The sequence below is a fragment of the Nocardioides salsibiostraticola genome (assembly GCF_054783655.1).
Window position 1 is genome coordinate 1 of record NZ_BAAGQD010000011.1, and the last position, 23,118, is coordinate 23,118.

A 23,118-nucleotide genomic window follows, 5' to 3' on the forward strand; every position below is an offset into this window, starting at 1 on the left:
AGTCAGAGTCGTACGAGCCCGGCCAGTCGGGTACGTAATCGGGACGATGCCCTACCCCAACAGCGGCAGCATCGGATGGCCGCGTGCGCACTCTCGGCGGCAGATCCGTGTGCGCTGAGGCGCACACTACGCGGCAGATCCGGACGGTCTATGACCCCGGTGTGTCGTGGTTGCGAGTCGATTCGTGGGGACGAGCACAGTCATGTGGTTGCGAGACTCTTTCTCTATCTAGATGGTGATGTAGACGGAGATGAGTGCGAAGAGTCCGAAGCCGCCTGTGAGCATGAGTGGTCCCCAACTGCTGGTGGGGCCCTCGTGGGCTTGGGTGACTACCTCCTCGATGATCACGCTCATCAGGACGCCTCCGGTTGCCGCGAGGACGGACAGGGTCACGGTGTCAGGCGCTTGACGCAGAGATAGATACCCGATGGTGGCTCCTAGGAGCACGGGTACCGCGAAACTGGCGGCCATGAGCATCCGGAGGCGGGGTGCGAATCCGGCGCGTTTGAGGGTCGCGGTGGCTGCGAAGCCTTCGGGGATGTCGGCTGGCACTTGGCCTGCGGCTAGAAGCAGCCCCAGGCCGGGATTGATCACGCTGCCGGTCCCGATCATGACACCGTCGCTGAACAGGTCCAGTGACACTCCGGCGAAGATCGCCAGTGGTCCCGCGGATTCCTCTCCGGTGTTGAGGCGGTCCTTGATGAAGTCGATGAGACGCTCAAGGCCCATGAACACTGCCCCACCCGCGACAAAGGACGCGACCGGTATCCACGGGTGGGCGCCGTCGAGGGCACGGGGCACTAGTTCTAGCCCTACAACGGCTAGGACGATGCCAGCGGCTAGGTGCAGGGCCAGGCTCAAGGCCCGGTCGGAGACATCGAAGACCTCGGCGATGAGACCTCCGGCGATGTTTCCTGCGGCGGGCAAAGTCGCGAAGGCTAGGACGATCAGGAAGTCGTTCACGGCTGGGGAGGAGGCTCGGCGGCGGCTTCGCCATGAGTGGGTCTGACTCGCGCAACAATGAGGTAGAGCGCTCCGCCGAGCGCTGTGTCGAAGGCGATCTCGTCCATGTGTTTGCGCACCGACAGCCACGGCTGGATGTCCTCGTATGCGCGGGTTACGCCGAACGGCGCGGTGGCGGTGCGTCCGAGCGCGACTGCCCATTCGGGCCACTGTGGCGGTCGGCGGAAACCCAGGACCGCGAGCCTCCCTCCCGAGGGTGAGAGTTGCGCGGTGAGGTCGCTGATCAGGTCGTCCTGCTCGGGGATCATTTCGAGCGATGCTGTGGCCAGAACACCCGCTGTGTTCGGGGGAAGTCGGACTTCGCGAATGTCACCTTGGATGAGGGTGACTTGGGGCAGGTTGTGGCGGTCGGACCGGCGTCGTGCTTGATCGAGCATTCCTTGGGAGAGGTCGATGCCGACTACTTTGCCGTGTCCGCCGACCGCATCAGCCAGCGCCGGCAGATTGACTCCTGTTCCACAGCCCAGGTCCACCACGGTGTCGCCGGGGCGTAGGTCGAGCAGTTCGACTGCCTTCCTCTGTAGGCGTTCAGCACCGAGCGGTTGAAAGACCCATGCGGTGGCGTTGTAGGTGGGCGCAAGGCGGTCGTAGAGCGATCTGACTGAGTCGGCGCCTCGGACGTCGCCGTGGGATGCCCGTCGTGCTATGTAGCCCAGGGCTACGGCTGCGGTCGCCGCCGCGAGCCAGCGTTTGCGGTGTTCCATGGTGGATCTCCAATGCTGTTGACTTTGCCGGTTGTGCCGTGGGCGCCGCTCACGTAGCGGTTTCATCCGATGCGGCGTGAGGGGCGTTGTGGTCGTGGGTGACGTGCTCGCGGGTGATGTCCAAGAGCATGCGGACGTGCATGTCGGAGAGGCGGTAGAAGACGTTGCGGCCCTCGCGCCGACCCGTGACGACGCGTGATGCCCGAAGGAGTCGTAGGGACTGGGACAGGGTGGCCTCGCTGATGCCGGTTGCGGCGGCGAGATCGCACACGCACAACTCGCCCGCTTCCAACAGGGCGTATAAGACTCGCGTCCTGGTCGGGTCTCCCAGGATCTTGAAAACCCTGGCGACTTCGCTGAGGTCTTCCTCGCCGGGGGTGTTGGACCACACCATCGCGACTTTCTCCGGGTGCACGCACACGACGGTGCAACCGTCCAAGCCAACAACTTCAGTCATAGCCGTTCCTTACATCTGATTACCTGATCAGATGATCATGCCGGGGGAGGCCGGGTACGTCAACCGGCGCACGACTTTCGGCAGATCCGGACGTCCCGGTAACCGAACGCTGTGCGTGACATGCCGGTGGGTCTCAATTGATCTCGGACGCTCGTCCCGTATGCCCTGTCCGGGTGGCGTCTCCGGGAAGGGGGCGTTCTACGAGACAGATTCCGCCAACGACGCTCTCCGCTTCCGACCCCGACATCCCACTCGGACCGACCTCCTGCCGATGACCTTCATTGACCATCGACGGTCCCCGAAATCTCCCCCAGCTACGTGCCTCCCTACTCGCTCAACCCCTCCATATCAAGCGGCACGCATGCTACGAAGGTTCGTAGATGGGTCGCCCGTGGACGGGCGGCCCACGCGGCATTTCTAGGGGTCCGTTGGTTGTCGACGGACGCGGTTGAGAACGGGATCCGGGGTGGTCGGCGTGCACGGTGGGGTGAAGTTCTACCGCGGCGCGGCGAAGGCTGCCAGGGCCTACGTCGAGCGCGACCGATCGCGCGCCGATGACTACTACCTCGGTGAAGGCACCGGGGTCGCTGCCCGGCTCACCGCGAGCGACACAGACGTCGCGCGTGCGGGGTCGATGGACGCCGAGACCTATGAGCAGTGGGTCGCCGGGGTCGACGTCGACACAGGGCGTAAGAAGGGTCGGGTCCGCGATGACGCGAACGCGTTGCGGTTCGTGGAGGTCACCGTGAACGGCCCTAAGACCTGGTCGCTGGCCGCGGCGCTTCATCCGGAGGTCTCGGCAGCGCTGAACGCCGCTCAGGACCGTGCGGCGGAAGAGATCGTCGGCTGGGTCGCGCAGCACGCGACCACGCGGGTTGGGCCCCGAGGGCGGCAGGTGCAGGTGCCCGTTGAGCGGATCGAGGCCGCGGCGATCCGGCATTACACCTCACGGGCCGGTGACCCGCACCGGCATCTGCACCTCCAGGTCAACGCGCGCGTCTTCGCCGAAGGCGCCTGGCGGGGCCTGCACTCGGTCGGGGTGCGCGACATGATTGAGGCGATCAACGGCATCGGGCATGCCGCGGTCGCGTGCGACCCGGAGTTCCGGGCGGTCCTCGTCGCACGCGGCCTCACCCTGAACGCCGAGTCCGGGGAGATTGAGCAGCTCGCACCGTACATCGGGGCGTTCAGTGCTCGGACCAGTCAGATCCACCGCAACATCGACAGGTACGAAGCGAAGTGGCGGAGCGAGCATCCCGGTGAGGAACCCGGGCCGCGGCTGCGCGAGGTGTGGGATCGGCGGGCGTGGGCCGACGCGCGGCCGGACAAGGTCGTCCCTACGGACGGCGCCGACCTGGTCGCGCGGTGGAACGCCGAGCTGTGCGCCCTGGGCTACCGCGACCCAGCCGCCCCCGCCGTGCTTGAAGCGACCCAGATCGGCTGGATCGACCGAGACACGGCGGCGGACTGGGTCATCTCCCAGCTTGGGGCGAAGCGGTCGGCGTGGAACGCCGCCGACATCCGGGGCAAGGTGGAGGTCCTGCTGGCGCAGACCAACGTGGTGGCCGAGTCATCGGCGCGGATCGAGCTCGCCGAGGACGTGAGCGCCCGTGCCGCTGCACGCTGTGATCGGCTGCTCGCCGCACCCGACGTACCTGAACATGTCCGGTCGCTGACCTCCCGGCAGGTGGTGAAGGTGGAGACGGACCTCGTGGATCGCCTCGCTCGCCGCGCCACCCAGCCCGCTAGACGGCTCCGCCTGCGGGGGCGGGGGCTGACGCGGGTCGACGCCACCAAGGCCACCGTCGTCGGCGCACTGGCCGGCGACGGACAGCTCCTCGTGGTGGAAGGCGCGGCCGGTGCTGGCAAGACCACCGCACTCAAGTCGACGCACACCGAGCTCGCACGACAAGGTCACCGGATGCTGGTGGTGACGCCGACGCTGAAGGCGGCCGAGGTCACTGCCGCGGAGACCGGCGCCGACGGGCACTCGGCCGCCTGGCTGATTCACCAGCACGGCTGGCGCTGGGACGACGACGGGCACTGGACCCGCCGACCGGACGTCACTCCCGGCCAGGACGCCCGAATGGAACCAGGAGACCTGCTGCTGGTCGACGAGGCGGGAATGCTGGACCAGGACACCGCCCGCGCTCTCCTGACGGTCGCCGACGAGGCCGGGGCGCGGGTCGCACTGGTTGGCGACCGACACCAGCTCCCCTCGGTCGGACGCGGCGGCGTACTGGACCACGCCCTCGCCTGGGCACACCCGACCGCGGTCGTGACGCTAGAGAAGGTGCACCGGTTCACCGACCCCGACTACGCCGCACTCTCCCTGCGGATGCGCAACGGCGACGACCCCACCGCCGTTTTCGACGCGCTGCACCGCCGCGGATCGATCGTCCTCCACCCCAGCGACAGCGAGCGCACCGTCGCGCTCGCCGAGGCGGGTGCAGCCGGCGACCTCGTCCTCGCCGACACCCGCGAGCAAGTCGCCGGACTGAACGCCGCGATCCGCGACCAGCGTCGAGCCGACCGCGACCCGGGCGACTCGCCTGGCAGGGTGGTGACCGCTCGGGGCGAAGCGATCGGGATCGGAGACCGCGTCGCCACCCGCCGCAACGACCCCGACCTCGGGGTCGCGAACCGCCAGACCTGGACCGTCGCCGGCATCGGCGGAAACCACAGTCTTTTCCTTCACGGCCACGGGCGTGATCGCGAGATCCCCCCGGAGTACGCCGCCCGGTTCGTCGAGCTCGCCTACGCCACCACCGTTCATGGCGCCCAGGGCGAGACCGTCGACCACGCCCACGTCGCCCTCGGCGACACGACCGGCGCCGCGTCGGCGTACGTCGCGATGACCCGCGGTCGGCACAGCAACGTCGCGCACCTCGTGGCCGAGTCCGTCGAGGATGCGCGCAAGCAGTGGATCGGAGTTTCCGGTCGCAACCGCGCCGACCTCGGGCCCGCGCATGCACGTCGCCGGGCGATCGACGCCGTCGACCGCTACGGCCCCTTGGCACCACGCAGGCCGGCGCCGGCCTCTCCCCCGCTCTCCACGGCGCGCGCGGACACCCTCAGCCTTTGAGGACTAGCGGCGGCTCCTGCCGCTAGGTGGGTGGCGGCCACTCGATGCTGATCTCGCCTGCGACTTGGGCGCTGAGCCCGCCCGGGTCGCGTGGCCGCGCGTCCCGCGCCGTGGTGGCCGCGTCGATCACCGGCTGCCAGGCCGCACGGACCACATCGGGGAGCTTCATGTGCGGCCACGCCTGGGTCAGCAGTGCACCATCGACCGAGTCCAGGAGCATCTGGTCGAGCCCGTACACCAGGGCCAATTCGTAGTACTCGATGCGTTCGGCCGGATCCGACAGGTCCCAGATCTGGTGGTCGTCGGTGTGGAAGATGTACTTCAGCACCTGCACCCGGGCGAAGCAATCGGGCACCGGCACCGACCACAGGCGGTCGGGGACTGCGAACAAGCCGATCTCGGGGTCCTCCCGGTAGTCGAAGAAGACCATCGGCCTCACCGTCAGCTCCGCATTAGCGGCGTCCAACAGTCGCTCGACCACCTCCAGCGTGGGTGACTTCCGGCGTGACTCGTACTCCGAGACCGACGACTGCTGGGTCCGGGCGATCTCAGCCAAGCGGCGCTGCGACAGCCCTGCTGCCAGGCGGGCGACCTCGACCACGGTCTTCGGTTCCATCCGGCAATGATCGCTGATCATCGATCGGGAGGCCAGGCACACCTCCTGGGTAAGGCCGGAAGTTCCGACCTGCGACCGACTCAGGTCGGACAACACCAGGAGAACGCCATGACCGCTGAACCGATCAACCCCCACGAGAACCGCCGTCCCGCCAGGAACCCCGGCGACGAAATGCTCACCCTCCAGGAGGCCTGCCGCTTCCTGCGCGTCCCCGAGGGGACGTTGCGCTACTGGCGCCACCTCGGCGCCGGCCCGAGGAGTTTCAAGGTCGGCCGCCACGTCCGCTACTGGCGCACCGACCTCATCCACTGGCTCACCGAACAGAGCAATCGTCCACACCACGACCACTGAGCCGGCGACAGATTCGTCTGGAAGGGACACGATGAGACATGGCCAGCATCGAGAAGCGCATCCGGAACGGGGAAACGACCTGGCGGGCGCACTACCGCACACCCTCCGGTGTCCAGCGCAACAAGAGTTTCGGTCGGAAGCTCGACGCCGAACGGTTCCTTGCCGGCGTCGAGAACGCGAAGCTCACCGGCACCTACGTCGACCCGACGTTAGCGCAAGTCACGGTTGGCGAGTGGGCCGACCGGTGGCTGGCAGGCCAGGCCCACCTCAAGCCTTCGACCCATTCGCGCTACGCCGGCATCTTGCGGAGCCATGTCATCCCACGGTGGGGTCGCGTCAAGATCGGTGGCGTTTCCCATGCGGACGTGCAGTCCTGGGTGACCAGCCTCGCCGAGGCCCTTTCACCGGCGAGTGTCCAGAAGGTGCACCGCGTGCTCAGTCTGGTCCTTGATCTCGCTGTTAAGGACGGGCGCCTGGTCCGCAACGTCGCCACCGGGGTCAACCTCCCGCGGGTTGGCAAACCCGAGCATCACTATCTAACCCACGAGCAGGTCGAGGACCTCGCCCATGAGTGCGGGAGCCCATCTGATCCGAGCAAGCACGCGGCCTACGACACCCGCACCAACCAGACCTACCGTCTCGTCGTGTTGTTCCTCGCCTACACCGGCGTCCGGTTCGGAGAGATGGCCGCGCTGCGCGTCAATAGGGTCGATTTGGACAGGTGCCGGGCCAACATCGTCGCCTCCGTCACCCCCGTCCAGGGCCAAGGTCTGGTTTGGGGAACACCGAAGAACCACCAGCGGCGCGAGGTCCCCATCCCACCGTTCCTCGTTGAGGAACTCCGCCACTATCTCGCAGACAAGGCACTCGACGACCTCGTCTTCCCCGGCATCCGACGCGGCTCGCCCCTACGGGTCAGCACCTTCCGAACCTCATTTGACCAAGCCGCCGGAACGATCGGGCTTCCGGGTCTTCACCCTCACCAGTTGCGGCACACCGCAGCTAGCCTGGGCATCGCCGCCGGAGCCGACGTCAAGGTCGTCCAACAGATGCTCGGCCACGCCTCCGCAACGATGACTCTGGACACCTACGGGCACCTCTTCGAGGACCGCCTCGACGAAGTCGGCTCCGCCATGGACGCCGCCCGCAAGGTTGCTCAACAGCGTCGCAGCACGCTCCAGGCAGTTCCTGCTGTTGCCCCAGTGTTGCCCCACGCCTCAAACGTGGCTGGCGATCAGGAAGACGCTTTTGGCGTCTCTGCAGGTCAGAACCCACGTAAGACTGTGTACCCCCAACGGGATTCGAACCCGTGCTACCGCCGTGAAAGGGCGACGTCCTAGGCCGCTAGACGATGGGGGCCGGAACTGCGGGGCCCAGAGTAGTCGGTCACCCCACCTGTCCGCCAAAGCACCGCCACTTTCGTGTCGACGGCGAGCCTGCGGTAGCATCCATCCTTGCTTGGGCAGGTAGCTCAGTCGGTACGAGCGTCCGCCTGAAAAGTGGAAGGTCGGCGGTTCGACCCCGCCCCTGCCCACAAGCAAAATGGGTCTCTGACCTGCACGAACGCCCCCTCCGGAGTCCGGAGGGGGCGTTTGTGATTTGGAGTTGATCGAACTGCCACTACTCGGCCGATGGCACTACTGCGCCACCGCGGAAGCCGCGTTGTAGAAGTCGCTCGGCAGCGCATGCGACAACTTCCAGGTGATAGCGATCGGCCGGTCACCGGTGTGGCTGCTGTAGGTCGCTGGGCCCAGGAAGAGATAGGGCGCCGTGCCGAACTCGTCCTTCTGTTCCTGTCGGACAAATAGGAACACGGTGCTGGTTCCTTGGAGGTACCGCTGTCCGGTGGGAGACGCGACCGATGTGGTGGATTGGGACTCCCAGTGGAACAGGGTGGGACTGATCGGGTAGTCCGCGTACATCGTGGTGGGTGAGTAATCGGCCTCTGACTTCTTCAGCGTGACGAAGAAGGCGTCGACGTTGTGTTCCGCGGAGTACCAGACGCCTTCACGGAAACTGTTGGGCTTGCGGGGGAAGTCAAGAGCGGCCAGGATTTCTTCGCGCTGATAGCGGGCGTGCACTTTGAGGGGGATGCCTCCCAGCGGACCCTGAAGATCGAGCGCTACGTGTCGGGCCGCATCGAATCCGATGTCCACCACGGTCCGGATCTCCGCACGACTCGCGCGCTCCGCCTTCAACACCGCGAGTCCCGTCTCGTACGAGTCCATCGAACCGCCGTCGGACCACATCGAATAGAACATCATCCGGGCGTACTTCTGCTCTGCTGGCGACAAGTCCGAGTACGCGGACGCCTCATCACTCAACAAGGCGACGTACGCGTTCGCTCGGTCACGGTCGTCCACATGCGCGAACGCTCGCACTCGCTTGAGGAGGTGATTCTCCACCTCCGATCCAGGAAGAGCGGGTAGGCCGGCGTCGCGACGAAGCCGAGTCCACGAATGGCTGCCACGACGCAGGATGTCGCTGAGCTCCAGGCCTGATGACTCCAGGAAGCTGGAGAGATCGCCGTCCTCGCTGCGTCGCAACTCCGCCACGATGTGCTGCCACCTGTTGCCAATCTGAGAGCGGAGATTCTCCAAGATCATCGTTTGCGACTGACGGTCCAGAACGATCTGAGAGCCAGGACCGAGGAACGGAAACTCCTCGGCAACAGCCTTGGCGAGGCGCTTACCCGAGAGGCCCGTGAGTGCGCGATACCGGGCCGCGAAAGCGAACTCCCTCCGCTGGTAGCCAACGAAGTCGAGCACCGTCAGGACCGCCTTGTCACGAGTCCGCCGCAGGCCACGGCCGAGCTGTTGCATGAAGACCGTGGCGCTCTCGGTTGGGCGCAGGAAGAGGACGGTATCCACCTCGGGGATATCGAGACCTTCATTGAAGACGTCGACAGTGAAGAGGATGTTGACTCGGCGTTGGCGGAGCTGGCGTAAGGCTTCTTCTCGGTCGCCCCGCGGGGTCTGACCGCTGACGATCAGCGCCGGAACGCCGGCCTCGTTGAAGACTCGAGTCATGTACTTCGCGTGGTCTACCGAGACACAGAACCCCAGCGCCCGCATGGCACCGACGTCTCCGACTTTGTCCTGCAGTTCGCGAAGGACGACCGCTGCTCTTGCGTCGTTTCCTGTGTAGAGGTTCTCCAAACCGACCTCGTCGTAGCGTCCCCTGCTCCACGCGACGGATCTAAGGTCGGTCCCGTCGGCGATGGCGAAGTAGTGGAAGGGACACAACAAGTCGGCCCCGAGGGCGTCCCAGAGCCTCAGCTCAGCAGCGGTTCGGCCGCCGAAGAAGCTTCGAACATCCGAGCCGTCGGCTCTTTCTGGCGTAGCCGTGAGTCCCAGTAGTTCGCGCGGCTGGAAGTGCTCGAGGATGCTCCTGTAGGTGCGCGCCTGTGCGTGGTGAAACTCGTCGATCACGATGATGTCGTAGGCATCGCGTGGGATGTTCTGTACGCCATAGGCCGTGAGGGACTGAACGCTCGCAAAAACGTGGCGCCACCGCTCCGGGCGCGATCCGCCGACGTACAGCTCGCCGAAATCGGGATCGCTGAGGACCTCACGATAGGTCCGCAAAGACTGTTCCAGAATTTCTTTGCGGTGGGCGACAAACAGCAGCGAAGGTCGCGCTGCGGAGTCAGGAGCCAAGGACCTGTAGTCGAGTGCGGCAATCACGGTTTTCCCCGTGCCGGTCGCCGCGACCACCAAGTTGCGATGCCGATCATGCACGAGCCGCTCAGCGGCGATCGCGTCCAGCATCTCCTGCTGGTAGGGGTAAGCACGGACTTCCAGTCCCGAGATTGAGATCGTGACTCGGCCGCTGCTACTTCGGCCGGAGGCCTCATTGAGGGCATCGTCGAGTCGATCGCGATCTCGCTCAGGATCGTATGGCTCGAACTCGCCGGCGCTCCAGTAACTGTCGAAGGTCGCGCGGAACTTCTCCATGAGAGTCGGCGTGGACGCCGTCGACAAGCGGACGTTCCACTCGACTCCTTCGAGCATCGCGCTGGTCGTCAGATTAGATGAGCCGACGTAGGCGGTATCGAAGCCCGAATCGCGACCGAAGAGCCACGCCTTCGCGTGCAGCCGAGTGCGAGCCGCGTCGTACTGGATCCGCACATCAGCGCCGAACTCGTTGACGAGACGGTCCAACGCTCGCCGTTCGGTGCCGCCGATGTACGTCGTCGTGATGACTCGAAAGCGAATGCCGGCTTCCTGAAGGCGCTGAAGGTCCTTCTCCAACAGGCGCACCCCGTGCCACATTACGAAGGCGCACAGCAGATCGACACGGTCAGCAGAGTCAAGTTCCGCCCGCAGTTCGGAGGCCAGCGACGGCTCCCCGTGGGCGTTGGTCAGGAGGGCGGCGTCGTTGAGCGGAGTTTTTGGTCGCTTGATCAACCGGCCGGCTGAACCCGGGCCGCCCGGGGTGCGAAGTGCGTGAAGTTCTCGAACCGGGGCAAGGACCTCGTCGTCCGCTCCAGGAATACTCTCGAGGATGCGGTTGGCGGCAAGCAGTCGCTGCTGAGGATCCTTGATGGCCGCTAGGCGTCGGCCGATCTCCGCGCCGAGGTGCCTCGTGAGGACGTGGGGTGAGTCGGCGTCGTCCACCTGAGCGAAGTCGGGTTCGAGATTCAGAGTCCGCAGAAGCCTGTCCTCTAGGCGTGCGGTGACTAGTGACTCGTGCAGACCTTCGTACATAACACCTTCATCCGAGTGGGCTACTTCTTCGCTTTGCAATGTGGGTATGCAAGCACGATTTCGGTTTCTCCATTGGGCGAATCGGACGTTACGCGAGACCCCCGGAGACTGCCCTTTGCGATCTCCGGACATCAGCCTCACTGACGTCTAATATGGCGGCGTCATCAACTCAGCCAGGGGCAGTCGTGCCACCGCTTGACGGCAAACGAACCTCGGGAATTCCTATCGCGACTGCAGAGGTCTATTCGTGTCAACACCCCCTCCCGGTTGGTACCCCGCAAATGACGGCCCGTTTCAACGCTATTGGGATGGCCGGCAGTGGACGGAGTTCACCCACCCTGCCGGGTCTGCACGTGCCTCGGCGTCGGCGTCGGCGTCGGCGAATGCCGGCGCCTGGGGTCCCCAGCTTTCAACTTCCGCTAGCGGTTCTGTGCAGGATCACACGCCCCGTAGCGACCCGGGATCCATCAAGAAGTCTGGCGGATGGGTACGCCGGCACAAGGTGATCTCCGCGATCGTTCTTCTGTTCCTCCTCGGCTCCTGTGTCGCCGCGCTACCAAGCTCTCCTGAGCCCGTTGAGGAAAGCCCGACTGAGGCCGCCCCGCTAGCAACGACTCCGAGCGAGCCACCGACACCAGCGCAGGAGCCCGCGCCCGTGCTAACACAGAAAGAGCTATGGCGAAAGAACCTCGAAGAGAACGAACAGTCTTACCTGAGCGCTGTAGCTACTGCTTTCGCCGTTCGGTCGGCGCTTCTCGATATCGATTCCGGGGCCCTCAGAACGTGCAGCCAGATTGCGGCGAGCAAACCGCTGAATCGCAGGGCCTCTCGTACAGCACGAGACTTCGGCGTGGCAAAGTTGAGCGCTTTTGACCGCGCGCTCTCGGCAATGGACGAGACCGTGACGTACATCTGCCCCGAACTCGCCGAAACCCAGCAGAGCCAAGTGACCGAGCGTGAGGAAGCGGAGCGAATCAAGGCGGCTAAGCGCGCGGAAGCGAAAAGGGTCAAGGCGGCTAAGTTGGCGAAGGCGCGACAGATTGAGCAGCGCAGGGCCAAGGCAGCCGAGCGCGAGCGCGCGGCCGCGGAACGCCGCGAGGCCGAGCAGCGGCGAGCCGCGGAGGAAGCCCGGCTCAACGTGTACTACGGGAACTGCACCGACGTCGAGAACGCCGGAGCGGCACCCATCCGCCGAGGCGAGCCTGGTTACAGCAGCAGCCTCGACAGAGACGGCGACGGAATCGCTTGCGAGCAGTAGCCCGCCACGACCCGGGTACTAGAAGTAAGGACGTAAGTGTTCGCGCAACGGCGCGTCACAGACATACACGTACGTCCCGAGCATCCCCCGTGTGAGCAGCACAGCGTAGATGTTGCGTACGAACTGCAGGATGTGGTCGTCCGTGTAGGTGACACCGCGCATCCGGTTGTTCGTGGTGCCCCTGGGGTCGTGATAGCTCGGGCGATGGAAGTAGATGCGCTCGGCAATCGGGTCGTAGCGCAGATCATTGCCGATGATCACGCCCGCGTAGTTGAGGTCGTAGCCTTGGATTGTGTGTATGGAGCCCACCTCATCAACGGAGGTAGGCGAGTTCACCCAATCGACATCGGTGGCGTTCCAGCGAAGCCGCAACCCATCAAGGTCGATGTCCAAGGCCTCCCGGTCGTGCTTGCCCTTCCAGGGCCAGGCGAAGCCGGCCAGTAGGCGAGCGAGGCCGGCCTCTCCGTCTCGTTCGATGATGGCGTCGCGAAGCTCCGCGGGATCATCGAAGAAACGCAGGTCGTAGTCCGGGAACTCTCGGCGGCCGACGGCTGAGCCATCGAGCACGCTTCGCACGTATGACACGTAGTCGTTGCCCGCTCGTACTCGCATCTGGGAGACGAGCGGATAGTGGCGACCGGTCCGCTTCACCTCGTCGACGAGATCTTGGGTCGCCTCGACGGGAAGGTCCGCGGGGCGAACGGCTTGGGCGCCGTCTAGGAGGTAGATCTGGTGGTGGCTCTGATAGTCGATCCAGTCCATCTGGGTGATGGACATGTCGTCCTGACCGAAGAGCTTCGTGTTGATGTCGGCGAACATCTTGTTTAGAGGTCCGGCGGCTTGAGCCGCCCGCTGGTTGAGGCGGTGCGCCTCGTCCACGATCAACAGGTCGAACTGCTCGGAAGATCCTCCAACCTCGAACGGGCTGAGCACCTGTTTCGGTGACAAGCCCGGTGTCTTGCGGAAGACGTTCTTGATGGAGCGACGCAGCGATTGTTGCGGCACGACCAGCGCCACCTTGAAGTTGGCCAGCAGTTCCGGGTAGCCGGGCACGAAGAACTCGGAGAGAAGGGAGTCACCGTCTGGCGGGTCGGTGAGGTCCGCGTGCTTGATGTCCATCAGCAGCTTCATGAGGAAGATGCCCACGATGGTCTTGCCGGTTCCGGGAGCGCCGTGAATCACGATCCTGCTGGAGACACGAGACTTCAGATCCTCGAACAACCCGCTGATGATGTCTTCGACCGCGATGGCCTGGTCCTGGGTCAGGGCCTTAAACGGCGACAGCTTGAAAAGGTCGCTGTTCTCGATCTCCCGTATCGGCCGGCTGAAGACACCGCGCGCCCGCATCTCGTCGAAGATTTGGTGGAAGGTCTCGCGATACTCGTCCCGCCCGAAGTAGTCGGAGTCCGTGATGCCGTGATTGCCGTTGAGTACGTTGAATTGGCCGTCCCCGGCGAAGCGCCGGATCAGGAACGATTCGAGGTCCAAGCACACGGACTTGTTGAACCGGTCGTCAATGACGACTCGGGCGCTCTTCAGACTCTGCCGTTGAGGTGACGCGAGGTGCTGGCGGAACCGTGCCGCCACGTTCAGCGACTCCCCCACGTAGATTTTCCCTGCACCGTCGAGCGTGTAGACCACGGGCCAGTTGCGGTACCTGGGCTCGAGGGGCGCCCACGCTGCGAGTTGGGCAGCGGTGAACTTGACCTCCTCAATCCGGAAGCTGGTCATACTTCTCGCTCCGCCCGCGTGCCTTCTCCACCGGATACTTGTTTCGAGTGATCTCGAGCTTGTCCAGTACGACCTGATCGGGGTCGACTCCTAGCCGAGCTGCCAGCAGGTGGCAGTACGTGAGTACGTCGGCCAACTCGCCCGTCACCCGGTCCGTGTCCACGGCTTCCGTCCACTGGAAGCACTCCAGCAGTTCGGCGGCCTCGATAGCGATGCTCTTCGCCAGGTTTCCCGGCGTATGGAACTGCGCCCACTCTCGCTCCGCGACGAACGCTGCCAACTGTTCCGAGACCGGGAGTGTCATGGCGACACTCTAGGTACCGATCGCACCAGCTGAGGGCGATCAGCCCGAGTGTCCCTCAGACGCCTCTCAGCGACCCGTCATCAACCCATCCGGATCCAGCCGCTCCAACAGCGTGTCCGCGATCGCTTCGAGCTGACCGAGCTGTTCCGGGGTCAATGCGTCGATGACGTGACGTCGTACGTTCTCGACGTGTCCGGGTGCCGCAGCGACTAGGACGGTCCAACCGGCATCGGTCAGTCGGGCGTTGGTGGCGCGACCGTCCTCCGGGCACTGGAAGCGCTCGACGAGACCGCGCTCCTCCAGCCGTCGGATGACGTGGGAGAGCCTCGGGAGGGTGGCGTTGGTGCGGTGGCCAAGGGAGGTCATCCGCAGGGTGCGCTCGGGGGCGTCGGAGAGCATCGCGAGCACGAGATACTCGAAGTGGGTCAGCTGCGCGTCACGCCTCAGCTGGGAGTCCAATGCTCCCGGCAGAAGTTCGACCACCGCGATGAACTTGATCCATGCGTCCAGCTGTCGTTGGTCCAGCCACTCCGCGTCCATGGCCGCAAGCCTATCGCGCTTACTTGACTAGACAACTGAATCGCGGCACCCTTTAGTTGTTGAAACAACTAGTTAGAACGAAGGTACGCACCATGACCGTCAACGCCGTCCGCCTCAACCACGCCGTGCTCTACGTGGCCGATCTACAACGCAGCCTCACCTTCTACCAACAGGCCTTCGACATGGAGGTCGTCGCGAGCGAGCCGCGCGCCAACGCGGCGTTCCTGCGCCTGCCCCGGTCCGGCAACCACCACGATCTCGGTCTGTTCGGGGTCGGCGCTCAGCCGCCCCGCCCCCGCGGGTCACTCGGGCTCTACCACCTGGCCTGGCAGGTCGACACCATCGAAGAGCTCGCGGAGGCCCGCCACACCCTGGCCGACCTCGACGCCCTGACCGGCGAGTCCGACCACGGAGCCACCAAGAGCCTCTACGGCCGCGATCCCGACGGCAATGAGTTCGAGGTCATGTGGATGGTGCCCAAGTCCGACTGGGGCATCTTCGCCAACGCCGCCCCCGTCGCCCATCTCGACCTGCCGGCAGAGGTACGCCGCTGGGCCGGCGTTCGCACGGCCGCCGAGTTGGTCCCTGGGGAACCCGACGCCTGAGGAGCCTGACGACTGAGGAACCACCGGTCAACGGGTCGGAACCCATGGGTGACGCAGGACACCCACGCGTCTCCAATCTAGGTCCCCCTAGCGATCCGAATGACCAGTGTTGCGGGACAGACCCCCGTAATCCACTTACGAAGGAGTTCCACATGCGCAACATCTTCTCGAACCCCAAGCGCAGCATCGCCACCATCGCCGGCGTCGCTCTGCTCGCCGTTCCGCTCGCCGCCTGCAGCTCCGAGGACGCCAGCTCCTCCTCGAGCAGCTCGTCGTCGTCCTCGCAGTCGGCCCCTGAGCCGGTTGCCGCGATCGACTCGCTCACCGGCGAATCGACCGCCATCGCACTGGACAAGGGCTTCACCGACGCCCTGGCCTCGCTCAAGCTGACCCCCGGTGTCGTGGGTGGCGCCAAGCTCACCCCCGAGGGCTCGCTGGAGTTCCCGATCACCGGTGGCAACGTCACCGTCTTCGAGCCGGGCACCGTTTCGCCGTACGTCATCGGCCAGATCCAGCACGTCGACTCCGGCCTCTCGCTGACCGCTGGCGACACCACCGTCGAGCTGACGAACCTCAACGTCGACCCGGGCGTCTCGCGCGTCTACGGCGACGTGACCGTCAACGGAGAGGTCGCCGCCCAGAGCGCGTTCCTCTTCCAGCTCAACGGCAGCACCCTGAACCCGCTCGAGGTCGAGGGCAACAAGGCCATCCTGCAGGGCACCGAGGTTTCCATCTCCGAGGTCGCCGCACCGGTGCTGAACGACGTCTTCAAGACCGACGCCGTCAAGCCCGGCCTGCTGGTCGGCATCGCCACGATCACCGTCAACACGAAGTGATCCTCGCCTGACTGAGTAGTGCACTGACCACGACACGAACCCCCGGCGCTTCGCCGGGGGTTCGTGTCGTTTCGTGATCAGCGACGACCAGCCGCCTCAGCGCGAGGCTTCCGACCCACGATCGGGTCGCACCGACCCAACGAGCATCTCCAGCCGATCCGCTGCCACCTCGGCCGCGGGTGGCTCAGCCCTCAACCGCTCGCCCAAGTCAGCCGCTCGCGCAATGGTGGCGGGCCGGAGCAACGTGCCCAAACCCAGCTCCAGTGCGGCGGTGTCGAGCTGCGTGAACGGCACGTGCGCACCGACCCCGAGCCTTGCCAGGCGGGTTCCCCAGAAGGGTTGGTCGGCAAAGACCGAACAGACCAGGGTCGGCAACCCGGCAGACAGGCTCGCCGTTGTGGTCCCGACGCCGCCGTGGTGAACCGCGGCCCGGCAACGGGGCAACAACCTCTCGTGGTCGACGGCCCCCACCACCAGGACGTCGTCGGACTTCGAGGACGCCAACTGGCTCCATCCAGCGCTCACTACCGCTCTCAACCCCAACCGGCGAGTGGCCGTGGTGACCATGTTGAGGGTGGCGGCTGGGTCCGCGATCGGCATACTGCCCATCCCGACGTACACCGGGGACTCTCCCGCCGCCAACCACTCCTCCAGTCGTCCGTCGACCGGGGCATCTGCAAGCTCGCGACGCAGCTCGGGGCTGGGCGCCGGAACCCCGATGAGCGGACGACGTGGACCGTAGTCGGAGATGCCCGGCGCGAGTGACGGGCTGTAGGCCTGCAACTCCAGGTGACCCCCGTCCGCCAACTTCCGGGCAGTCGGTGTCGGATCGGCAGGCAGACCGAGCTCCTCGCGGAACGTGGCCACCTCACCCGCCACCCCTTTCCACCAGACTCGGTCGAAGAGTGCGCCCGTGGCCCGGTTGAGGGGACCAGGTAGTTGTCGAGTGGTCACCATGAACTGCGGGACGGCGCTCGTGCGTCGGTACGGCGCGCTGTGCAGCGAGGCATAGGGCACGCCCAACTTCTCCGCCATCGGCAGCGCGAGGTCCTCGGCCAGGACTCCTGCCACGATCAGTTCGGCGCCCTCGGCCGTCTCCTGCAACTCGCGCATCGTTTCGGGGAACACGCTCACGGACACCGCCATCATCTCGTTCATGAAGGTGCGAACGTCGCCCGCCGCCAGCCAGCGTCGCCCTTCCGCGGACTCCATGAAGGCTTGGGTGTCCGGGCCGAAGCTGCTCGACCGCAGCCCACACCGCAGGCCGGTGTCCACCAAGTTAGGGGGCACCCCCAGAGACACGTCGTGTCCTCGACGGGCGAGCTCAGCGCCCACCACCACCATGGGTTGGACGTCACCGCGGGTTCCGCTGGTGACGAGGGTGATCTTCATGAGTGCTCCGTTCCCGAGAAGGTGTGGTCCTACACAGCTGGTTCTGCCATGGTCGGTCCGCGATGGCTGCCGAAACATCCGTCACCGCGGCGTACTTCACGCACTGTCCGCGCCCAACTGCTCCAGGCGACCCTGGGAGGCGGCCTGCACCAGCTCGCGGCGCGAGGAGATCCCCAACTTGGCCAGGACATGGCCGACGTGGGTCCGCACCGTGCGTCGGGAGACGACCAGCAGGTCGGCGATCTCGGGGTTGGAGCGGGCCTCCGCGGCCAGGCGGGCCACCCGCATCTCGGTCGGGGTCAGCGACTCCCATCCCGAGCACGGACGCGACCGACTCCCCCGAACCCCGGTGACCAGCCCGGCCGCACGAAACTGCGCCCGCAGCCGGGCCACCTCCGCCGTCGCCTGCAGATCGCCCCAGATACCGAGCGCCTCATGAGCACAGGACCTGGCCTCCTCGCAGCGGTCGGCCGCCACCAGGAGCAGCGTTGCTTCGGCGGCAGTGTTGGCGATGTCGGGGCGTCGCAACGACCGCCTCGCCTCCCGCAGACCCTCCAGCAGGAGGTCCGGGTCGCCTTCAGCCAGGCCCCGCGCACGCAGGGACCACGACTTCAGGCTCGGCACCCCGACGTTGCGCGCCGCGGCCGCCTCGGCGAAGGCGACCACCGGCTGCACAGTCTGGAAGCAACCCGACCCACGGGCGAGCCGGACGACCGTGGGTGCGAGTGGTGCCTGGTCGACCGCCAGCCCCAGGGTGTCGAGGTCGGCCCACAACGCGATCGCCGTACGGGCGGCCTCCGCGACCGCGCCTTCTCGCTCCAGGACCATCATCTCGAGACGGACCGTCCCGCCGCTCTCGAAGTTCGGGGTGCCGTCCTCGACGAGACGGACCGCCTGTTCGAGATGCGGCCGGGCCGCGGCAGGTCCCTCCCGGTGCAGAGCCACGTGGGCCCGCACCAACGGAGGCTCGACCCAGGCATGGGCACCGATCTCGCGGGCCAACATCTCCCCTGCCTGCGCGTCCGCCAATGCGGCATCCCAGGCGCCGCGCGCCAGGTGCTGGCCGGCCCCGGTCACCAGCATCAGTTGGAGGTAGTTGTCATCGCCCAGCGCCTGAGCGGTCCGTACGCCGGAAGCAGCGATCTCGGCCGCCTCCTGATGTCGATCGCTCTGGTAGGCAGCGAAGCCGGCGGTCCCGTGGGGATACATGGCGTAGGCCAGTCGATCGCCGCTGCCCTCGGCCATCCGCAGGGCCCGTTGGGCGACGGTGGCGTACTCCTTGAGTTCAAGAAGGTCGTGCAACCCGAAACTGACCATGCACAGGGCGTTGGCCTCAGCCGAGGCCTCGCCCCCTTCCTGGGCGAGCTCCACGGCCTTTCGGCCCATCTCGAGGACACAGCGGGAATCGAGGTAGAAGGCAGGCCCCAGCCTGATCCGCGCGGCCGCACGTCGAGCGGCGGTCTCCGCATCCGACGAGACGGCACAACGCGCCTCGCCCAGGACGCGGTAGCACTCCAGCACCGCGATCTGACTGGGCGTGACCTCACCCGATCGCACAGCGGCCCCGAAGAGGTCGGCGTCGAAGACCCCGGCAGCCAAAGCGGCGTGGGTGAGTATCTCCCACAACCTGGGGGCATCGGGCTGGTTCGCCCCCACCTCCAACAACTCACGACAGGTCTCCATGGCCTCGCTCAACCGCCCGGCCGCGAGCAGCGCACCCGCCCGATCGGCCCGGAGCTCGCGCCGACGTGGGTCGAGGGGATTCAGTCCCTCCAACGCTGCGTCGAGGAGTGCCACCGCCAGTCCGGGCCCTTGATCCAACACCTGGTGGGCCGAGGCTCGCAGCCGGTCCACGTTGGAGCAGTCATCGCTGCGCACCGAGCGCAACAGGTGCTCTGCCACCACCACCGGCGAAGCGCCGGCGGCGGCGAGATACCGGGCGGCGTCCTCGTGGGCCGACAACCGGACCGGCGCTGGCACCGCCTCGTAGACGGCCTCGCGGACCAGGTCGTGGGTGAAGACCAATCTCTCGCCATCCACCGTCAGCAGTCCGGCGCGGCCCAACTCCTCGATGACCGGCATCAACTCGGTGGTGGCGCGGCCGGTGAACGCGACGAGCTCGACCACCGGGAAGCGGCCACCCAGCACGGCACACTGGTTCAGCAGGGTTCGCGCTCCCGGGGTGAGGAAACCCAGCCGGCTCAGGATCGAGGTCGCCACCGAACTCGTCCAACCTCCTCCCACCAACTCCATGCGCCCGTTCAGCGAACGGTGCAGCGCCCCGGAGGTCTGCATCGCAGCCACGAGCTCCCGCACCATGGCCGGGTTGCCACCGGCGCGGCGTACCTCCCGCTGGAGACCGGGTCCCGGCGGCAGACCGATCTGGTGGGCAACCTGCTTGACGACTGCCTCGTGGGGCAGCGCCTGAAGGTCGAGGACGCACGAGGTCCCGCTCAACGCCGCCACCCAGGAGTCGACCTCCGCCCGCTGCGGGGTCGGCCGGGCCGTGGCCAGGACCGCCACCGAGGAGATCTCGTGACCCCGGGCCAGTCGGGCCAGGACGGCGAGGCTGCCGACATCGGCCCACTGCAGGTCCTCCAGGACCAGCATCGTCTGACCTCGCGCCGAGACCCGGTCGAGCACCTCCAGCCACAGTTCCACGCTGGCGCCCCTGCCGGTCGGGGGGCGATCCACCAGCCCGCTGACGGCTTCGGCCAGTACGGCGAACGGTTGACCCATCTCCAACTCACGCGCGGACCCGCGCACCAACCTCCATGATCCGGCTGCGCGCTTGCCCAACTCGGCGGCCAACGCAGACTTCCCGATGCCGGGCGGCCCATGGATGAGCACCTCAGGGGCGGGGCCGGTCAGGGCAGCCAAGCCCGCGACAAGTTCGTCACGCCGCCCGACGAGCACATCGCGCGACGACCTAGTCGTTACACCCATTATCGGATTATGTGGTCGGGTCGTGCCCCATGGCGAGGCTTTCTCACGCATTTTCGGACGCAGCTGTCGATCTACGCCATGGTGGCGGATGTCTGCGCCACCGTCTGGCGCAGACAGTTGTTCTCCGACCATCTCTCGGGTCGAGCGACACAGGAGACGACATGTACACCGGTTACGAAGGACAACTGGCCTGCCAGCAGCGGGCCGATGTCCGAAAGGCCGCCACCGAGCGCCGCTTGGTTCGCGAGATTCGACAGGCCAAGCGGTCTGAGTCTCGTCCGACCCCGAGTGTCGTTGCCTGGGCCAGGGGACTCCTCAGTCACCTGCACCTCCCCCACCCGAAGGTCGTCGGCTGAGGGGTCCCGACTGACTCCGCAGACGGGTTGGCGGCACCCCACCCACCGCCACCCCTCAGAGCTTCGGGAACAACCGATCAGCGCGTTCGCCGATCTCGAGGGTCGACTTGGCTCGGCCCACGATCGACCGGTCCGGCTTCCCCACCACCTCCAGGTCCTTCTCCGGGTAGTCGAACTGCGAGAGCACGTAGCGGATCGCCTCGAGCCGGGCACGCTTCTTGTCGTTGCTCTTGATCACCGTCCAGCGGGCGTGGCGGGTGTCGGTGTAGAAGAACATCGCCTCCTTCGCCTCGGTGTAGGCGTCCCACTTGTCCATGCTCGCCCGGTCCGTCGGCGACAACTTCCACTGCTTGACCGGGTCCAACGACCGCGACGCGAACCGAGCCGCCTGCTCGGCCTGGCTCACCGAGAACCACAGCTTGATCAGGTGCGTGCCCGAGTCCACCAACATCCGTTCGAACTCCGGGCAGGAGCGCATGAACTCGAGGTACTGCGCCGGCGTACAGAAGTTCAGGACACGCTCGACCCCCGCACGGTTGTACCAAGACCGGTCGAACATCACGATCTCCCCGGCGCTGGGGAGGTGGGCGACGTACCGCTGGAAGTACCACTGACTCTTCTCGACCTCGGTCGGCACCGGCAGCGCCACCACCCGGGCACCACGCGGATTCAGGTGCTCGGTGAAGCGCTTGATCGAGCCACCCTTGCCCGCCGCGTCGCGACCCTCGAAGAGGATGGCGACCTTCTGGTCGGTGTCCTTGACCCAGACCTGCAGCTTCAGCAGCTCGATCTGCAGCGTCCGCTTGGACCGCTCGTAACTGCGCCGGCTCAGCTTCTTGTCGTACGGATATCCCTCCCGCCAGGCCGGGTCGGCCTCTGCTGCACCGGCACCGTCCGAGTGGGGACCGGACTCGCGTAGGTCGGCGAGCTCGTCCAGCTCGTGTTTGTACGCCGCCGCGTCGAGCCTCGCGCGTCCGGCTTCCGTGTCGTGATCCATCACCGGCGGATGACCACCTTGAGCGCCTTCGTCTCGGCCGCGCGGGCGAAGGTGTCGTAGGCGTCGAGCATCTCGTCGAGCTTGAAGTGGTGCGTCGCGAACTTCTCGGCCGGCAGCTTGTGCTGGGCCACCAGCTTGAGCAGCATCGGTGTGGTCGAGGTGCTGACCAGGCCCATGGTGATCGCGATGTCCTTGATCCACAGGTCCTGCAGGGGCAGCTCGACGGGCGCGCCGTGCACGCCCACGTTGGCGACCGACCCACCGGGACGCACGATGTCCAGGCACGCCTGGAAGGTCGCCGGGACCCCGACGGCCTCGATGGCCACGTCGACCCCCAGCCCGTCAGTCATGGCAAGAACCTGCTCCACCCAATCGGCGTCACCGCTGTTGATGGTGTCGGTCGCGCCGAGCTCCAGGGCCTGCTCGAGCCGGCCGGGGTCGAGGTCCAGGGAGATCACCCGGGCCGCGCCGTACAGTCCCGCGGTCATCACCGCGGCCAGACCCACCGGCCCCGCGCCGACCACGGCCACCACGTCACCCGGCTCGACATCGCCGTACCGGACCCCGATCTCGAAGCCCGTCGGGAGGATGTCGCTGAGCATGATCGCCGCCTCATCGCTGACCCCGTCGGGGACCTTGTAGACCGAGTTGTCGGCGAACGGCACGCGCACGTACTCCGCCTGGGTCCCGTCGATGAGGTGGCCGAAGATCCAGCCGATCCCGCTGGCCCCCTCGTCGGCCAGGCAGTGGGCGTAGAGGCCCTTGTGGCAGAACGAGCAGGAGCCACAGGCACTCACGCACGAGATGATCACCCGGTCGCCGATCGCGACATTCGAGACGGCCGCGCCGACCTCGATGATCGTCCCGACCCCCTCGTGGCCGAGGATCCTTCCCTCGGTGACCGCGGGTACGTCGCCCTTGAGGATGTGCAGATCGGTGCCGCAGATCGTGGTCGTGTCGACCTGGACGATGACGTCCGTCGGCTCGATGATGACCGGATCCGGGACTTCCTCCCAGGCCTTCTGGCCGGGACCGTGGTAGACGAGCGCTTTCATGGGGTCCTCCTGTCGACGCTTCCGGATCAACCGGGAGCCTGTCTTCAGGCTGGCCTGGGTCAGGCGCTGCGAGAAGGGCAGGAGGTCCTGCGCTGCGGGGCCTTTCGGTGGTCTCGACAGGCTGGCCGGGGGGACTTGGCCTGTGCGGAGCCG

Annotated in this window: 17 protein-coding genes, 2 tRNA genes and 2 pseudogenes; 8 read left to right on the forward strand and 13 right to left on the reverse strand. The window is 66.3% G+C overall.

Annotation, left to right across the window (positions count from 1 at the left end):
* Positions 1 to 228 precede the first annotated feature (228 nt).
* From ACYVLV_RS06370 to ACYVLV_RS06380, 3 genes are read right to left on the reverse strand one after another with little or no spacing between them, the layout of a single operon-like run.
* Positions 229 to 963 carry a ZIP family metal transporter gene (locus tag ACYVLV_RS06370; RefSeq protein ID WP_460808604.1) on the reverse strand — a complete coding sequence of 245 codons (735 nt, stop codon included), beginning with the start codon at positions 961 to 963 and terminating at the stop codon, positions 229 to 231.
* Positions 960 to 1,727, reverse strand: a complete 768-nt coding sequence (locus tag ACYVLV_RS06375; RefSeq protein ID WP_460808606.1) for a class I SAM-dependent methyltransferase — start codon at positions 1,725 to 1,727, stop codon at positions 960 to 962. Before ACYVLV_RS06375 ends, ACYVLV_RS06370 begins: the two co-directional genes overlap by 4 nt.
* Positions 1,728 to 1,776: 49 nt before the next feature.
* A complete protein-coding gene (locus ACYVLV_RS06380) occupies positions 1,777 to 2,184 on the reverse strand; it encodes an ArsR/SmtB family transcription factor (protein WP_460808609.1) in 408 nt (135 codons plus the stop codon).
* A 448-nt stretch (positions 2,185 to 2,632) separates the two neighbouring features.
* On the opposite strand from ACYVLV_RS06380, the gene mobF reads away from it, so the two are divergent.
* Positions 2,633 to 5,269 carry a MobF family relaxase gene (gene mobF, locus ACYVLV_RS06385; protein WP_460808613.1) on the forward strand — a complete coding sequence of 879 codons (2,637 nt, stop codon included), beginning with the start codon at positions 2,633 to 2,635 and terminating at the stop codon, positions 5,267 to 5,269.
* A gap of 22 nt (positions 5,270 to 5,291) precedes the next feature.
* Here mobF and ACYVLV_RS06390 read toward each other — a convergent pair whose 3' ends face one another.
* Positions 5,292 to 5,885: a helix-turn-helix domain-containing protein gene (locus ACYVLV_RS06390; RefSeq protein WP_460808615.1), complete on the reverse strand. Its 594-nt coding sequence runs from the start codon at positions 5,883 to 5,885 to the stop codon at positions 5,292 to 5,294.
* 108 nt (positions 5,886 to 5,993) lie between these two features.
* On the opposite strand from ACYVLV_RS06390, the gene ACYVLV_RS06395 reads away from it, so the two are divergent.
* Together ACYVLV_RS06395 and ACYVLV_RS06400 are read left to right on the forward strand one after the other, a co-directional pair.
* Positions 5,994 to 6,236 carry a helix-turn-helix domain-containing protein gene (locus tag ACYVLV_RS06395; protein WP_460808617.1) on the forward strand — a complete coding sequence of 81 codons (243 nt, stop codon included), beginning with the start codon at positions 5,994 to 5,996 and terminating at the stop codon, positions 6,234 to 6,236.
* Positions 6,237 to 6,274: 38 nt separating this feature from the next.
* Positions 6,275 to 7,327 (forward strand): annotated as a pseudogene (locus ACYVLV_RS06400) (tyrosine-type recombinase/integrase); the annotation flags it as partial.
* Positions 7,328 to 7,522: 195 nt separating this feature from the next.
* Here ACYVLV_RS06400 and ACYVLV_RS06405 read toward each other — a convergent pair.
* A tRNA-Glu gene (locus tag ACYVLV_RS06405) sits at positions 7,523 to 7,595 on the reverse strand.
* Positions 7,596 to 7,696: 101 nt separating this feature from the next.
* On the opposite strand from ACYVLV_RS06405, the gene ACYVLV_RS06410 reads away from it, so the two are divergent.
* Positions 7,697 to 7,770 (forward strand) — tRNA-Phe (locus tag ACYVLV_RS06410).
* Positions 7,771 to 7,873: 103 nt separating this feature from the next.
* Here ACYVLV_RS06410 and ACYVLV_RS06415 read toward each other — a convergent pair.
* A complete protein-coding gene (locus ACYVLV_RS06415) occupies positions 7,874 to 10,945 on the reverse strand; it encodes a DUF3427 domain-containing protein (RefSeq protein WP_460808731.1) in 3,072 nt (1,023 codons plus the stop codon).
* A gap of 247 nt (positions 10,946 to 11,192) precedes the next feature.
* Here ACYVLV_RS06415 and ACYVLV_RS06420 point away from each other — a divergent pair.
* Together ACYVLV_RS06420 and ACYVLV_RS06425 are read left to right on the forward strand one after the other, a co-directional pair.
* A pseudogene (locus ACYVLV_RS06420) lies at positions 11,193 to 11,291 on the forward strand (DUF2510 domain-containing protein); the annotation flags it as partial.
* Positions 11,292 to 11,447: 156 nt separating this feature from the next.
* Positions 11,448 to 12,203 carry an excalibur calcium-binding domain-containing protein gene (locus tag ACYVLV_RS06425; protein ID WP_460808733.1) on the forward strand — a complete coding sequence of 252 codons (756 nt, stop codon included), beginning with the start codon at positions 11,448 to 11,450 and terminating at the stop codon, positions 12,201 to 12,203.
* A gap of 18 nt (positions 12,204 to 12,221) precedes the next feature.
* On the opposite strand, the gene ACYVLV_RS06430 is transcribed toward ACYVLV_RS06425, so the two are convergent.
* From ACYVLV_RS06430 to ACYVLV_RS06440, 3 genes are all read right to left on the reverse strand, one after another.
* Positions 12,222 to 13,934: a DNA/RNA helicase domain-containing protein gene (locus ACYVLV_RS06430; RefSeq protein WP_460808618.1), complete on the reverse strand. Its 1,713-nt coding sequence runs from the start codon at positions 13,932 to 13,934 to the stop codon at positions 12,222 to 12,224.
* Positions 13,915 to 14,238, reverse strand: a complete 324-nt coding sequence (locus ACYVLV_RS06435) for a nucleotide pyrophosphohydrolase (RefSeq protein ID WP_460808621.1) — start codon at positions 14,236 to 14,238, stop codon at positions 13,915 to 13,917. The genes ACYVLV_RS06430 and ACYVLV_RS06435 overlap by 20 nt, the downstream gene beginning before the upstream one ends.
* Before the next feature lie 66 nt (positions 14,239 to 14,304).
* Positions 14,305 to 14,778 (reverse strand): MarR family winged helix-turn-helix transcriptional regulator, encoded by a 474-nt coding sequence (locus ACYVLV_RS06440; protein ID WP_460808622.1) that lies wholly within the window; start codon positions 14,776 to 14,778, stop codon positions 14,305 to 14,307.
* A gap of 92 nt (positions 14,779 to 14,870) precedes the next feature.
* On the opposite strand from ACYVLV_RS06440, the gene ACYVLV_RS06445 reads away from it, so the two are divergent.
* Positions 14,871 to 15,383, forward strand: coding sequence for a VOC family protein (locus ACYVLV_RS06445; protein WP_460808623.1), 513 nt, complete (start codon positions 14,871 to 14,873; stop codon positions 15,381 to 15,383).
* 152 nt (positions 15,384 to 15,535) lie between these two features.
* Positions 15,536 to 16,219, forward strand: coding sequence for a hypothetical protein (locus ACYVLV_RS06450; protein ID WP_460808625.1), 684 nt, complete (start codon positions 15,536 to 15,538; stop codon positions 16,217 to 16,219).
* Between the two features lie 96 nt (positions 16,220 to 16,315).
* On the opposite strand, the gene ACYVLV_RS06455 is transcribed toward ACYVLV_RS06450, so the two are convergent.
* The 4 genes from ACYVLV_RS06455 to ACYVLV_RS06470 form a co-directional block, all read right to left on the reverse strand.
* Complete coding sequence (locus ACYVLV_RS06455; protein ID WP_460808626.1) at positions 16,316 to 17,611, reverse strand: glycosyltransferase; 1,296 nt, start codon at positions 17,609 to 17,611, stop codon at positions 16,316 to 16,318.
* 96 nt (positions 17,612 to 17,707) lie between these two features.
* Entirely contained in the window at positions 17,708 to 20,557 is a 2,850-nt protein-coding gene (locus ACYVLV_RS06460) for a helix-turn-helix transcriptional regulator (protein WP_460808627.1), read from the reverse strand.
* A gap of 411 nt (positions 20,558 to 20,968) precedes the next feature.
* Positions 20,969 to 21,910, reverse strand: coding sequence for a polyphosphate kinase 2 (ppk2, locus tag ACYVLV_RS06465; protein WP_460808630.1), 942 nt, complete (start codon positions 21,908 to 21,910; stop codon positions 20,969 to 20,971).
* Positions 21,910 to 22,965: a zinc-dependent alcohol dehydrogenase family protein gene (locus tag ACYVLV_RS06470; RefSeq protein ID WP_460808631.1), complete on the reverse strand. Its 1,056-nt coding sequence runs from the start codon at positions 22,963 to 22,965 to the stop codon at positions 21,910 to 21,912. Before ACYVLV_RS06470 ends, ppk2 begins: the two co-directional genes overlap by 1 nt.
* Between the last annotated feature and the right edge of the window lie 153 nt (positions 22,966 to 23,118).

Coding starts and splice junctions, on each gene's coding strand:
- ACYVLV_RS06375 (WP_460808606.1), bottom strand. CDS start 1,727: ATGGAACACCGCAAACGCTGGCTCGCGGCGGCGACCGCAGCCGTAGCC.
- ACYVLV_RS06380 (WP_460808609.1), bottom strand. CDS start 2,184: ATGACTGAAGTTGTTGGCTTGGACGGTTGCACCGTCGTGTGCGTGCAC.
- ACYVLV_RS06390 (WP_460808615.1), bottom strand. CDS start 5,885: ATGGAACCGAAGACCGTGGTCGAGGTCGCCCGCCTGGCAGCAGGGCTG.
- ACYVLV_RS06395 (WP_460808617.1), top strand. CDS start 5,994: ATGACCGCTGAACCGATCAACCCCCACGAGAACCGCCGTCCCGCCAGG.
- ACYVLV_RS06415 (WP_460808731.1), bottom strand. CDS start 10,945: ATGTACGAAGGTCTGCACGAGTCACTAGTCACCGCACGCCTAGAGGAC.
- ACYVLV_RS06430 (WP_460808618.1), bottom strand. CDS start 13,934: ATGACCAGCTTCCGGATTGAGGAGGTCAAGTTCACCGCTGCCCAACTC.
- ACYVLV_RS06435 (WP_460808621.1), bottom strand. CDS start 14,238: ATGACACTCCCGGTCTCGGAACAGTTGGCAGCGTTCGTCGCGGAGCGA.
- ACYVLV_RS06440 (WP_460808622.1), bottom strand. CDS start 14,778: ATGGACGCGGAGTGGCTGGACCAACGACAGCTGGACGCATGGATCAAG.
- ACYVLV_RS06445 (WP_460808623.1), top strand. CDS start 14,871: ATGACCGTCAACGCCGTCCGCCTCAACCACGCCGTGCTCTACGTGGCC.
- ACYVLV_RS06450 (WP_460808625.1), top strand. CDS start 15,536: ATGCGCAACATCTTCTCGAACCCCAAGCGCAGCATCGCCACCATCGCC.
- ACYVLV_RS06455 (WP_460808626.1), bottom strand. CDS start 17,611: ATGAAGATCACCCTCGTCACCAGCGGAACCCGCGGTGACGTCCAACCC.
- ACYVLV_RS06460 (WP_460808627.1), bottom strand. CDS start 20,557: ATGGGTGTAACGACTAGGTCGTCGCGCGATGTGCTCGTCGGGCGGCGT.
- ppk2 (WP_460808630.1), bottom strand. CDS start 21,910: ATGGATCACGACACGGAAGCCGGACGCGCGAGGCTCGACGCGGCGGCG.
- ACYVLV_RS06470 (WP_460808631.1), bottom strand. CDS start 22,965: ATGAAAGCGCTCGTCTACCACGGTCCCGGCCAGAAGGCCTGGGAGGAA.